The 13,278-nt window shown below is 63.6% G+C and carries 8 protein-coding genes; 6 read left to right on the top strand and 2 right to left on the bottom strand.

Features of this window, described 5'->3' with window-relative positions:
* The first annotated feature begins 177 nt into the window (after positions 1-177).
* The 4 genes from PJK54_RS04330 (at position 178) to PJK54_RS04345 (ending at position 5,502) form a co-directional block, all read left to right on the top strand.
* Positions 178-954 (top strand): formate dehydrogenase accessory sulfurtransferase FdhD, encoded by a 777-nt coding sequence (locus PJK54_RS04330; protein ID WP_271302340.1) that lies wholly within the window; start codon positions 178-180, stop codon positions 952-954.
* Positions 955-1,023: 69 nt separating this feature from the next.
* On the top strand, positions 1,024-3,411 hold the full coding sequence (locus PJK54_RS04335) for an FdhF/YdeP family oxidoreductase (protein ID WP_442870667.1): 2,388 nt from the start codon (positions 1,024-1,026) through the stop codon (positions 3,409-3,411).
* A gap of 175 nt (positions 3,412-3,586) precedes the next feature.
* Positions 3,587-4,027 (top strand): VOC family protein, encoded by a 441-nt coding sequence (locus tag PJK54_RS04340; protein ID WP_084209428.1) that lies wholly within the window; start codon positions 3,587-3,589, stop codon positions 4,025-4,027.
* Positions 4,028-4,329: 302 nt separating this feature from the next.
* Entirely contained in the window at positions 4,330-5,502 is a 1,173-nt protein-coding gene (locus PJK54_RS04345) for a GGDEF domain-containing protein (protein WP_191236499.1), read from the top strand.
* A 32-nt stretch (positions 5,503-5,534) separates the two neighbouring features.
* Here PJK54_RS04345 and PJK54_RS04350 read toward each other — a convergent pair whose 3' ends face one another.
* On the bottom strand, positions 5,535-6,245 hold the full coding sequence (locus PJK54_RS04350; RefSeq protein WP_136939097.1) for a phosphatase PAP2 family protein: 711 nt from the start codon (positions 6,243-6,245) through the stop codon (positions 5,535-5,537).
* Positions 6,246-6,559: 314 nt separating this feature from the next.
* Here PJK54_RS04350 and PJK54_RS04355 point away from each other — a divergent pair, with 314 nt between their 5' ends.
* Positions 6,560-7,081 carry an META domain-containing protein gene (locus PJK54_RS04355; RefSeq protein WP_077378721.1) on the top strand — a complete coding sequence of 174 codons (522 nt, stop codon included), beginning with the start codon at positions 6,560-6,562 and terminating at the stop codon, positions 7,079-7,081.
* Positions 7,082-7,195: 114 nt separating this feature from the next.
* Here the strand turns inward: PJK54_RS04355 and PJK54_RS04360 are convergent, their stop codons facing one another.
* Complete coding sequence (locus tag PJK54_RS04360; RefSeq protein ID WP_191236502.1) at positions 7,196-10,039, bottom strand: valine--tRNA ligase; 2,844 nt, start codon at positions 10,037-10,039, stop codon at positions 7,196-7,198.
* A 265-nt stretch (positions 10,040-10,304) separates the two neighbouring features.
* On the opposite strand from PJK54_RS04360, the gene PJK54_RS04365 reads away from it, so the two are divergent.
* Positions 10,305-13,277 carry an ATP-binding protein gene (locus tag PJK54_RS04365; protein WP_271302341.1) on the top strand — a complete coding sequence of 991 codons (2,973 nt, stop codon included), beginning with the start codon at positions 10,305-10,307 and terminating at the stop codon, positions 13,275-13,277.
* Position 13,278: the final 1 nt, after the last annotated feature.

The raw sequence follows: 13,278 nt of genomic DNA on the forward strand, positions 1-13,278 counted from the left end.
AATTTCCTGCGCGGGATCAAGGGGTCGCCTCATGCTGGCAATTTCATTGATGGTGTCTATCAAGGTACGGGCGAGTTCAATTGGTGAGCGATCGATGATGACGCTATCGTATCGCCATGACGGCTTGCGTACATTCGCGAATCTGCACAGTGATGTCGCGCACAACGGGGTGTCGGAATGAGTGATTCACTCTATCAAGCAGCGACCGAGGGACTGCGTTATCAGGATGCGCGTGAGCGGCCCTTGCGAGAGCTGGATGGGCCCTCCGAGCTACCCGTGAGTCTGGTGCTCAATGAGATCCCGATGGGCACGCTGCTGGCGAGCCCCGAGGCGCTGGAGCCACTGGCGCTGGGGCACGCCTTCACCGCAGGCTGGATCACGCGGCGTGAGGAGGTCACCGCCATCCATCTCTCGCGGCTGCGCCATGGGCTGGCGGTGCGTCTGGATGTCAGCGAGTCGCTGGCGCGCAAGGCCGAGGGCCATCAGCGGCGCGAGAGCAGCGTGTCCAGCTGTGGCGCCTGTGGCGTGCAGGATGAGGCCGAGCTGATGGCTGGCCTGACACGCCTGCCGCCACGGGCAGCGCTCACACCTGAGGCGTTGATGCGTGGGCTGGAGCGCCTGGAGCGCGCGACACGGCGCGGCATGCACCTGGCGCTGGGGCTGGACGCCGAGGGCGGCCTGATCTCGCAGGGGGCCGATATCGGTCGCCACAATGCGCTGGACCGCGTGATCGGCATGAGTCTCGACAGCGGCGTCTGGCCCGAGGCGCTGCTGGTCTCCAGTCGCTGCAGTCTGGAGCTGGTCCAGAAGACCATCCGTGCCCGCATTCCGACGCTTGCCACCCTTGCTGTGCCTTCACGCCTGGCGGTGGAGACCGCGCGTGCCTGTGATCTCAACCTGATCTGTGCCCATCGCGGGCGTCGACTCGAGCTGCTCAGTGGTCAGGCCGACTGACGGCCCCTGGCGCGTACTCACGCCTGTCTGAACCTTTCCCGCCTTCCCCTTTTGCCTGTGGACCCTGACATGACTGATATTGCCGCCCCCGAGACGCCTGAGCACGCATCGGCTCGCCTGCCACGTGAGGATGAGAGGATGACGCGCCATCCCCGCATCGCTGCCTACTCCGGTCCGGCGGGCGGCTGGGGGGCGCTCAAGAGCGTCGGTCAGCATGTCAGCCACTCCAGGGCGCCATGGAAGAGCGTGCGCTCCCTGCTCAAGGCCAATCAGGACAAGGGCTTTGACTGCCCCGGCTGCGCCTGGGGCGATCCGGAGCACGGCTCCTCCTTCGAATTCTGCGAGAACGGCGCCAAGGCAGTGGCCTGGGAAGTGACCGCCAAGCGTGTCACGCCGCGCTTCTTCGCTCAGCACACCGTCACGGAGCTGCTGGGCTGGGACGACTTCATGCTCGAGGATCAGGGCCGCCTGACCGAGCCGATGCGCTACGACGCGGCCAGTGACCGCTACGAGCCGATCAGCTGGGAGGCGGCCTTCGCGATCATCGCCGAGCACCTCGATGCGCTGACGTCACCGGATGAGGCGCTGTTCTATACCTCCGGACGCGCCAGCAACGAGGCGGCCTATCTGTATCAGCTGTTCGTGCGTCTGTTCGGCACCAACAACTTCCCCGACTGTTCCAACATGTGTCATGAGGCCAGTGGCGTCGGCATGAAGGCGAGCCTCGGTGTCGGCAAGGGCACGGTACTGCTGGAGGATTTCGAGCACGCGGATGCCATCTTCGTGTTCGGTCAGAACCCCGGCACCAACCATCCCCGCATGCTGGGGGATCTGCGACGTGCCTCTCGACGTGGGGCGCGCATCGTCAGCTTCAATCCGTTGCGTGAACGGGGGCTGGAGCGCTTCGCCGACCCGCAGTCGCCGCTGGAGATGATGACCCTCTCCAGTCAGCCCATCAGCCATCGTTATTACCAGCCGCGGATGGGGGGTGACATGGCGGCGGTGCGTGGCATGGCCAAGGCACTCTTCGCCATGGAGGCGCGCGGCGAATTCACGCGCGCTGCTTCCTTCATTGAGCACCACACGCGGGGAGCGACGGCCTGGCAGGACGTGGTCGAGGCGACGGACTGGGCCACGCTCGAGGATCAGTCCGGACTGACCCGTACGCAGCTCGAGGAGGCCGCGATGATCTTCGCCGGGGCCGACAACGTCATCTGCACCTGGGCGATGGGCATCACGCAACATCTGCACGCCGTGGACAGCGTCCGGGAGATCGTCAATCTGCTGCTGCTCGGGGGCCATTTCGGGCGTCCCGGTGCCGGTGCCTGCCCCGTTCGCGGACATTCCAATGTCCAGGGTGACCGCACCATGGGCATCGACGAGAAGGCGCCGGCCGCGTTGATCGATGCACTCGAAGCCCGCTATGGCGTGAGCATGCCGCGTGGCCAGGGCTTCAACACCGTGGAGAGTCTGGCGGCGCTGGAACAGGGCAGGGCGAAGACCTTCATCGCGCTGGGCGGCAACTTCACGCGCGCCACGCCGGACAGCGAGCGCACCGAGGCGGCCATGCGCAACCTCAAGCTCAACGTCCAGATCAGCACCAAGCTCAACCGCAGTCATCTGGTGATCGGCAAGACGACGCAAGCGCTGATTCTGCCGTGTCTGGGGCGCAGCGAGATCGACCGCTCCGCACAGGTGGCCTCCCAGCACATCAGCGTCGAGGACTCGATGTCGATGGTGCACTCAAGCGCTGGCATCAAGGCGCCGGCCAGTGACGAGCTGCGCTCGGAACCCGGCATCATCGCGGGTATCGCGCGCGCCACGCTCGCCCGGGTGCTGCCACGGCGCGGCGTGAGTGACCCGGTCAACTGGGAGGCGCTGAGCGAGAACTATGATCTCATCCGCGACGAGATCGCGGCGGTGATTCCCGGCTTTGCCGATTTCAATGCCCGTCTGACCCACAAGCGCGGTTTCCATCTCGCCAACCCGGTGCGTGAGCTGCGCTTCCCCACCACCAGTGGCCAGGCGGAGTTCTCGGCGGCGGCGCTGCCGGGGTCCGTGCTGCATCAGCAGCTCGCGCGTCGGGAAGGCTGGTTGACCCTGCAGACCATGCGTAGCCATGACCAGTACAACACCACCGTCTATGGCTACAACGACCGCTATCGTGGCGTGTCGGGTCAGCGTCGAGTGGTCTTCATCAATGCGCAGGACCTTGCCCGCCTGGGACTGGCCGGTGGTGACTGGGTCGACATGGTCGGTGAGCCGCGCCCGGATGGCAGTGAGCGGCGTGCGCCTCAGTTCAAGCTGGTGGAATACGATATCCCGGCCGGTTGCATCGGTGCCTATTATCCGGAAACCAATGTGCTGGTCGCATTGGAAAGCCATGGCAGCGATACCGGCACACCTGCCTCCAAGGCGGTCCCCGTGCGGCTGGAGCGCAGTTCACGCATCGCCTGACGGTGCGAGGCGCCAGCAGTAGGATGCAAGCATCACCACATTGCCGCGTGGCGAGGAGACTCGTCGCGCGGCAGTCGTGTGTCTAGAATATTCCCGTACGCCGAGCCCGCTTCGCTCGGCGTACGTCCTTTCCCGTCTTCAGTGCCGGCTCATCCATCGTTCAAGAGAGTGATCCATGCAATATCTGCACACCATGCTGCGTATCCGTGATGTCGACGCTTCACTGCATTTCTTCCGTGACCTGCTCGGCATGGTCGAGATCTCGCGCAAGGATTCCGAGAAGGGCCGCTTTACGCTGATCTTCCTGGCAGCCCCGCAGGATGCCGAACGTGCCCGTGAGATGCAGGCGCCGATGCTGGAACTGACCCATAACTGGGACCCGGAAGACTATGAAGGCGGGCGCAACTTCGGCCATCTGGCCTATCGTGTCGAGGACATATACGCCACCTGTCAGCATCTGATGGACAATGGCGTGACCCTCAATCGCCCACCGCGTGACGGCCACATGGCGTTCGTGAAGAGCCCGGATGGCATCTCGCTGGAGTTGCTGCAGGCCGGCGAACCCCTTGCGCCGCAGGAACCGTGGGTCTCGATGGCCAATACCGGCAGCTGGTAACGCTCACGCCGGGGTCGCGATGCCCGACAGCGCTCAGGCGCGGGCAAGCGTCGCACAATGGTGACGCAATGTCGGTGCGGGGCTGGCGGAACCGGCATTTGGGCTTATGCTGTGATCAGAACGATAATGCTCGCCGCATGAGACATGACACGTCATGCGGTGGCTTTCTGGTGTTGTGCAGGGCTACCCCTGCCGTCCAGACAGGTGCAGGCTCCATGACACTCCCCCTGTCGCGCGCTGGCCGTGTCCGTGTCATGAGAGTTTCGCCCACGTGATGACCGCCGAATGGCAAGGACTGCCTGATGTTGAGTGTTGCTCGTGCCTGGTTGCGTCAAGAACCGCGTCTGCTCGCTGTCGAGCATCGCCGTTTCTATCATGCCTATCTGTGGGTCTATCTGATGGTGCTGGGCCTTTATGTGGCCTGGCTGCCTGTCTTCATGGTGCTCAAGGCACCACGCCTGGCGTTCGCCAGCGGGATCATGGTGCTGGTGGGGCTGCTGGGGGTGCTGTTGCATCGTCAGCATCACATGCTGATGGCTCTGGTGCTGGTACTGGGCAGTCTGACGTTGATGACCTGGCTTGCCTCCTACTGCTTCGGCAATGCCGCCGGCTACGAGTATTACTTCTTCATCGTGATGGCCGGTATCCATCTTGCTCCCCTGTCAGGCAAGGTGCGTGTCATCAGCACGCTGTCTCTCTTCGTCGCTGCAGTGCTGTCGCTGATGGTGGCCTCTCAGCATGTTTCCGATGGCTTCATCCCTGTCTGGATCATGCAGTCATTCAACCTGTTTGCCGTCTTCATGCTGATGGTCACCTTCCTGTGGCGCATGCTGGCACTCACCGAACACTTCGAACGCCAGTACCGCCAGGACGCCAGTCGCGATGAGCTGACCGGGCTGTTCAATCGGCGCCAGACCCTGCGCCAGGCGGAAAAATGGTGGCAGGACGCCGTGCCCTGCTCGGTATTGATGATGGATGTGGATCACTTCAAGCAGATCAATGATCTGCGGGGGCATGCGGCAGGTGATGAGGCCCTGAGACAGATCGGGCGCCTGCTCAATGCCACACTGCGCCAGGGGGATAGAGCAGGGCGTATCGGTGGTGAGGAGTTTCTGGTGCTGTTGCCGCGCAGCGGGCGCGGCGAGGCGATTTCCGTGGCGGGACGGATACGTTCCCTGCTGGCCAGCTCGCCGCCACAGTTTGCGGGAAGCGCCGTGCCGGTCACCGTCTCGATAGGGGTCGCCGTCAGTCATGAGTGTGAATCACTGGATGACCTGCTGCAGCTGGCGGATCGTCGCCTGTACCACGCCAAGCATCAGGGGCGCGACCGGGTGGTAGCGGGGGGGGAGCGGCAGCAGGAAAGGGAAGGCGACTCATGCAGCCTCTTGGCTGCCCCTGAGACGGCGCGCCAGGGGGATCAGGGTGAGCCCTCGGCAGAACATGGGCACTTCGCCGACAGGACACTCGTGGGGTGATTCGAGGCTGTCTTGCGCTCTCGAGTCGCTCTTCAGTTCTCGAGCGTGTGCCGGCCGAGGCCTGACAGGCAGCGCTCGATGGCTCTCGCCAGACGGCGCGCCACGGGCGTACACAGCACCCAGGGCAGAATGATCAGTGCAATGCTGAGCGAGCCCAGATAGACATCACTGAACCAATGGGCACCCACCATGATGCGTGGGGCACTCAATATCACCACGAATGCCAGACTCCACAGCGCGATGCGTCGTGGGGCGAAGGCCCACATGTAACCGGCGAAGACCATCAGCATCAAGCCGTGATCCCCCGGGAAGCTGTTCGAGGCCGAGTCCTTGGTCTTGAAGGACACCAGGTCGGAGAGATGCTGTGCGTGCTGGAAGACGCGAGTCGGACTGGCATGGCCGTAGCTGATGGCGCGCAGCACGAACAGCGAGATGATACCGGCGGTCAGCAGCATGGTGATGCCGAGGCTGGTCCAGCGCCGGTAGCGGTCGGGGCGCGAATCCTCAAGCATCGCCCAGCAGAACAGGACACCCATCAGGCCGAAGGCCGCAGCATCGAAGAATCGCGTGTTGAGAAGCCCCAGCAGGGTATCCCAGTGCGGATTGAGTGGCGTGATGAGGTGATTGAATGCCCAGAATACCCGGCCGTCCAGATCGGGCCAGAAATCCAGTGCCGGTACCCACCAGCTGATCAGCAAGGCGAATCCTGTGGCATTGAGTGCCAGTAGTCGTCTGGTCAGCATCTCCGTCCCTCCTGGTGCAGATGGTGCGAGGTATCATCAAGCATCAGCAAGCGATCCCTATCGCTGCCTTCACGGCGTATGGTAATTTCAAAGGCTCTTCAAGAAACACTGTTTTCGAATGTTCCAGGAGAGAAGCATCGTTGCGTCAGACGCGATCTGGCGGGCTATCGTCTCGCAAGCCAGTCGGCCTGTCGGGACCGGGATGGCGCAGGGCATCAAGGGGCTTGTGGTTTGTGCGACGGGTCTGCATGCTCGCGCCCGATCGTTTCATCAATGCCTGACATCGAGGCAGGCTCATCACGGGGGATCTCTTCATGAGCGTCATCTTGCGCCGTCTATCACTTGCCACTTCGCTGGCGATCGCGACTTCCCTGCTGGCCGGCTGCGCGGTCAGTCACTCAGGCGCGACGGACGCCGGGCAGGGCGGCGGGAGCGGTGCCGGCAGTGCGAGCCCTGCGCTGGTCGGTACCCCCTGGAGCTTCTCGAAGACCGAGGAGACCGGTGAGGCGCCCAATTTCCTGTTGCAGGCCCCGACACCGGAGCAGCTGGCGGATGAAGAGGATGACCGCCTGCGCCTGGTGGGCAGCAATGGCTGCAATCGTCTGATGGGGCCGGTGGTACTGGATGAGTCTCGCCAGACCCTGGAGATCGGCCCGCTGGCCTCGACCATGAAGATGTGCCCCAATCCGGAGCAGTCCAATGCCTTCAATCGCATGCTGGAGGAGGTGGCTCGCTATCAGATCGTCGGCAGTGGCGAGAGCGCTCGCCTGCGGGTGATGGATGACACCGGCTACCTGCTGGCGACCTTCATGCCTGTCGCGGCCAGCGACGACTGAGCGCTAGCGACGATTGAGCACCTGCGCCGACTCCCGTGACATGCCCGGAATGAAGAAAGCCCCCGGCACCTTTCGGTGCCGGGGGCTTTTGCCTGCGATCAAGACGAGTGTGGCTTACAGCGCTTCGATCTTGGCGCGCTGACTTTCCAGCAGTGCAAGCTCCGCCTGGGCATCGGCCAGCTTGGCGCGCTCCTTCTCGACCACATCGGCCGGTGCGCGACCGACGAACTTCTCGTTGCCGAGCTTGTTCTCGAGACCGGTGATGACCTTCTGCTGCTTCTCGTGTTCCTTGTCGATGCGCTTGAGCTCGGCATCCTTGTCGATCAGGCCTGCCATCGGCACCAGCACTTCCAGCTCACCGACGCGCTGGATGGCGGACATCGGCGCTTCATCGCCCGCCGCCAGGAAGGTGATGCTTTCCAGACGGGCCAGCTTGGACAGGAACAGACGATTGGCTTCCAGACGCTCGGCATCGCCGTCGGCACCGTTCTGCAGGTAGACCTCCAGCGGCTTGCCTGGGGACAGGTTCAGCTCGTTGCGGATATTGCGCACCGCGATGATGATGCCCTTGAGCCACTCGATGTCACGGATGGCCTGCTCATCGATCCGCTCGGCGTCGGCCTGCGGCCACGCCTGGCTCATGATGCTCTCACCTTCCACCGGCTTGCCGGCGTGAGGCGCGATGCGCTGCCAGATCTCCTCGGAGATGAACGGCATCATCGGGTGGATCAGGCGCAGGATGGTCTCGAGCGCGCGCACCAGGGTGCGACGCGTGCCGCGCTTGGCTTCCGCGCTGGCGTTCTCGTCCCATAATACCGGCTTGGAGAGCTCCAGATACCAGTCGCAGTACTCGTTCCAGATGAACTCGTAGAGCGCCTGGGAGGCGTGGTCGAAGCGGAACTCTTCCAGCGCGCGGGTGACCTGCTGCTCGGTCTGCTGCAGGCGCGCGATGATCCAGCGATCGGCCAGTGACAGCTCGACGGCTTCGCCGTTGACGCCGCAATCCTGGTCCTCGGCATTCATCAGCACGTAGCGCGCCGCATTCCACAGCTTGTTACAGAAGTTGCGATAGCCATCGAGACGGCCCATGTCGAACTTCACGTCACGCCCGGTGGACGCGAGTGACAGCAGGGTATAGCGCAGCGCATCGGTACCGTGGGGCTCGATGCCCTCCGGGAACTCGTTGCGCGTGGCCTTGGCGATCGCCTTGGCCTTCTTGGGCTGCATCATGTTGCCGGTACGCTTCTCGACCAGCTCATCCAGGCCGATGCCGTCGATCAGGTCGATGGGGTCGAGGACGTTGCCCTTGGACTTGGACATCTTCTGACCGAGGCTGTCACGCACCAGACCATGCACGTAGACCTTGCGGAACGGCACTTCACCCTTGAACTTCAGAGTGAACATGATCATCCGCGCCACCCAGAAGAAGATGATGTCGAAGCCGGTGACCAGCACGTCGGTGGAGTGGAAGGTCTTGAGTTCTTCGGTGTCCGCCGGCCAGCCGAGGGTGCCGAAGGTCCACAGCGCAGAGCTGAACCAGGTGTCGAGGACGTCTTCGTCCTGACGCAGTTCGACGTCGGCACCCAGCTGGTTCTCGGCGCGGACTTCTTCCTCGTTGCGGCCGACATAGACGTTGCCGTCGTTGTCATACCAGGCCGGAATGCGGTGGCCCCACCACAGCTGACGCGAGATGCACCAGTCCTGCAGGTCACGCATCCACGCGAAGTACATGTTCTCGTAGTTCTTGGGCACGAACTCGATGTCGCCGTTCTCGACCGCCTCGATGGCCGGGCGTGCCAGCTCCTCGACGGCCACGAACCACTGGTCCGTCAGCAGCGGCTCGATGACGTCGCCGGAGCGGTCACCGTGGGGCAGGGTGTTGTTGATGGTCTCGACCTGCTCCAGCAGACCCAGCGCGTCCATGTCGGCGACCAGCTTCTCGCGCGCGACGAAGCGATCCAGGCCAGCGTAGGCGGCCGGCAGGCTGGCATCTTCCTGGGGCTGCGGACGTCCCTGCAGGTCGTAGATCTCGGCGCGCTCCAGGATGGTGGCATCCTGGCTCATCACGTTGATCAGCAGATGGCCCTGACGCTTGCCGACTTCGTAGTCATTGAAGTCGTGTGCCGGAGTGATCTTGACGCAACCGGAGCCCTTTTCCATATCGGCGTGTTCATCGGCGACGATGGGGATGCGACGGCCGACCAGCGGCAGCTCGATGAACTTGCCGACCAGGCTTGCGTAGCGCTCATCCTTGGGATTGACGGCCACGCCGGTGTCACCCAGCAGGGTTTCCGGGCGCGTGGTGGCGACGACGACGTAGTCCTTGCCATCGGCGGTCTTGACGCCATCGGCGAGCGGATAGCGGAAGTGCCAGAAGCTGCCTTGCTGATCACGGTTCTCGACTTCGAGATCGGAGATCGCGGTGTGGAGGGTCGGGTCCCAATTGACCAGACGCTTGCCACGGTAGATGAGGTCTTCCTTGTGCAGGCGCACGAAGACTTCCTGCACGGCCTTGTAGAAGCCATCGTCCATGGTGAAGCGCTCGCGGCTCCAGTCGATGCTGGTGCCCATGCGACGCAGCTGACGCGTGATGTTGCCGCCGGACTCTTCCTTCCACTCCCAGATCTTGTCGGTGAAGGCTTCGCGACCCAGATCATGACGCGTCTTGCCTTCTTCGGCGGCGACCTTGCGCTCCACCAGCATCTGCGTGGCGATGCCGGCGTGGTCGGTGCCTACCTGCCACAGGGTGTTGCGACCCTGCATGCGACGCCAGCGCACCAGGGTGTCCATGATGGAATCCTGGAAGGCATGGCCCATGTGCAGGGAGCCGGTGACGTTGGGCGGCGGGATGACCAGTGAGAAGCTCTCGCCCTGGCCTGACGGCGCAAAGCGATTCTCGGATTCCCAGCGCTCGTACCAGCGCGTCTCGATGGCGTTCGGTTGGTAGGTCTTGTCCATGGGTCTGCAAATGATCCGGTTGGGCGGGACGTCCCGCGCCGGCTCAGTGAGCGGGGCAGCGCAGGCAGAAAATGGGCTCGATTATAGCGCCGCTGATGTCAGGCGTCATTCGGTCTTGGCGTGCAGGCTCTTGTGGCCCTCGCCAAGGGGACGGTTTCACAAAGCAGGCAACATCCACGCAATGATGCCGTATCCTGTCGCAACCTGCTGACGCCGAGGTGCCTCGCCTCGGAGTCTCCCTCCTGTTACTGCTCGCGGAGCCGCAATGTCCAAGCCTCGCCCCACGGATGGTGCACCTCGTCCGACCCGTCGCTGGGTCTGGCATGAACTGCTGCGTCATGCCCTGGTGCCACTGCTGGTGATGGAGGTGGCGCTGCTGGGCGGTTATCTGGGCTTGCACTGGCTGGTCGCGCAGCAGCAGGAAGCGACCCGTGAAGACCTGATCCGCACCCAGCTTGAGCAGCTGAGCCGTTATGAGGCGGAGCATGCCGGCATGGTGGTGGAGGATTGGCGCAGGGAAGTGCAGCAGCTGGCACACTCGGCACTCCGTGAGATGGATGCTCCCATCGCGCCGGGCGAGCGTGTCCGAGAGATGGCGCGTCATGTCTTCAGTGAGGATGGCACCCTCTACGTGGCCGAGGATGACGGGGAAGCCGGCTCCTATTATTCGTCGCTGGCCCCCAGTTATCTGCAGGACTACGGCAAGGTGGCACGGCTGTCGCGGCTGGATACGGTCATGCAGGACATGCTCGAGATCCGTCCCGAGCTGCGTCAGGCGTGGTTCTCCAGCTACGACGGCTATTTCCGTATCAAGCCGTGGATCGACACCCACGGCATCTTCACCCCCGGGGTGGATCTCACCAGCTACGGCTTCTATTACCTGGCCGATGATCGCAACAATCCCACGCGTGAGCCGGTCGTGACGCCAGCCTATCAGGACCCCGTCGGGGGAGGCTGGCTGATCTCGACCCTGATGCCGGTGCATCGTGGGGACTTCCTTGAGGGGGTCGTCGGTATCGATGTCACGCTCGATGCGCTGGCGAAGCATCTCGAGAGCACGCGACTTCCCTGGAACGCCTATCTGGTGCTGGTGAGTGGCAACAGCGTACTGGCCATGCCCGAGGCCGGTCAGAAGGATTTCGGGGTGCATGTCCCTCCGCGGATCGAGCCGACCCCGTTGACGCATGACCGCTTCCTGGAAACGGCACGTGATCAGAGCAAGTCGCCGGAGATGGTGCGCCTGCTGCATGGTATCGACGATGCTCCCCATGGCATGCGCAAGATACCGCTGCTCGCCGGTGAGCGGCTGGTGGCGTGGTATCCGGTGGCGGGGACGGACTGGCGGCTGCTGGCCGTGGTGGACCCGCAGCAGGTGGAAAGCGGCATCCAGCACTGGAATACGCGTTTCAATCAGTTGGGTTACGTGATGCTGGTCGGCCTGATCGCCTTCTTCCTGGTCCTGCTGGTGGTGATGCGCTGGCGGGCGGAGTCCATGGCCACCACGCTTTCCGAAGCCCTGGAACGCTTGAGTGACATGGCGCTGCGCATCGGTCGCGGACAGCCGGTGGTGCGTCAGCGTTTTGCCTTGCAAGAGCTTGATCAGGCGGGGGAAGCCCTGCGGGAAGCCGCATTGCGGCGTGATCAGATCGAGCTCGAACGCGCCGAGGATGCCCGGCATGTCGAGATGGTGATGGCGGCCTCCGGTGATGCGACCTGGCGGTATGACTTCGAGCGTGATGATCTCCACTTCCACGAGAACTTCTTCCTGATGATGGGACTCCCCATCCAGGCCAGCATGCATCTGGCCGATCTCGATGCCATGACACACCCGGAGGACCTGGCGGGGATGCTGGAATCCCGCTGGCGCGTGTTGCATGGCGACAGCTGGGCCGAGGCGCGTGACGTGCGTTACCGCCATGCCGACGGCAGCTGGGTGTGGATGCAGGTGCGAGGTCAGGTGACCCGCCGCGATGGTGACGGACGACCGCTGCGTGCCACGGGGGTGGTGCTGGACATCCAGCGTCACAAGCAGACGCTGCAGGTGCTGGAAGCGGCACGTGACAGTGCCACCGAGGCAAGTCAGTCCAAGTCGCGGTTCTTCTCGAGCTTCAGTCACGAGATCCGCACGCCCCTCAATGCCATCCTGGGCTTCACTGACCTGCTGGCGGACGAATCGTCCCTGACGCGCGAACAGCGTCGCTATGTGGATGAAGCGGGCCACGCGGCAAGCCAGCTCTCGGCGCTGATCGAGGACGTGCTGCAGATGTCGAGCCTGGAGGCGGGAGAACTGCCCCTCGATTGCCAGCCTCTGTCGATCGGCCAGCACCTGATTCGCCTCGTCAGTCAGTACCAGCCGCGGTTGGACCAGGCGGAACTGACGCTGTCACTGGCGCTGGAAGAGGCGTCGCTGTGGCTGAATGCCGATCGCCGTCGTCTGGACCAGATTCTCGGCAACCTGATGGGGAATGCCATCAAGTACAACCGCGCGGGCGGCTGGATACGTCTCGCTCTTGGGCGCGGTATCGACTCCCACGGCCAGGAGATGGCCTGGGTGGATGTCGAGGATGGTGGCTTCGGGTTTGACCCGAATCAGGCGGCTCAGCTGTTCCAGCCTTTCTCGCGTCTGGGCCGTGAGGATTCGGGAATCGAGGGCACGGGCCTCGGGCTTGCGCTGTCGCGTGAGCTGGCGCGGCGGATGCAGGGGGAGATCACCGCGCAGAGCGTACTGGGCGAGGGGGCCTGTTTCCGGGTATGGCTGCCGTTGGCGGATGTCAGTGCCCATGAACGGGTCGTGAAGGCGGCATGGTCGGCAGATCAGGCGCTGCCAGTGGCGTGTCGCTGGCTGGTGATCAGCACGCGCGCGGAGGACAGACTGCGCCTGGAAGTGATCGGCAGCCATGTCGCCAATCTGGACATCATCACTGCCAGCAGCGCGGCTCAGGCCTTGCGCCTGGTGCGCGATGTCAGTCCCTGCATGGTGATCTTCGGAGACGTCGCCGACATGAGCGTGGCGTCGCTGTTCAGCGAGATCCAGCGTCTGCCGCGTGAGGCGCCGTTGTGGGCTGTGCGTATCGGCGAGCGAACGGGCGCGGAAGCCGATGGCCTGCCGCCGGAATTCTTTGCGGTGGGGGAGAGTCCCCCCGGCATGCAGGACGTCGAGCACTGGATCGAGTGGCTGATCGTGCGTTTTCGCGAGTTTCTCGAGGCTCGGGAGCAAGACGAGGAACGCGAGCGCTGAG

Origin of the sequence: Cobetia sp. MMG027, from assembly GCF_027947415.1 — a bacterium.
Classification (GTDB): Bacteria; Pseudomonadota; Gammaproteobacteria; order Pseudomonadales; family Halomonadaceae; genus Cobetia; species Cobetia marina.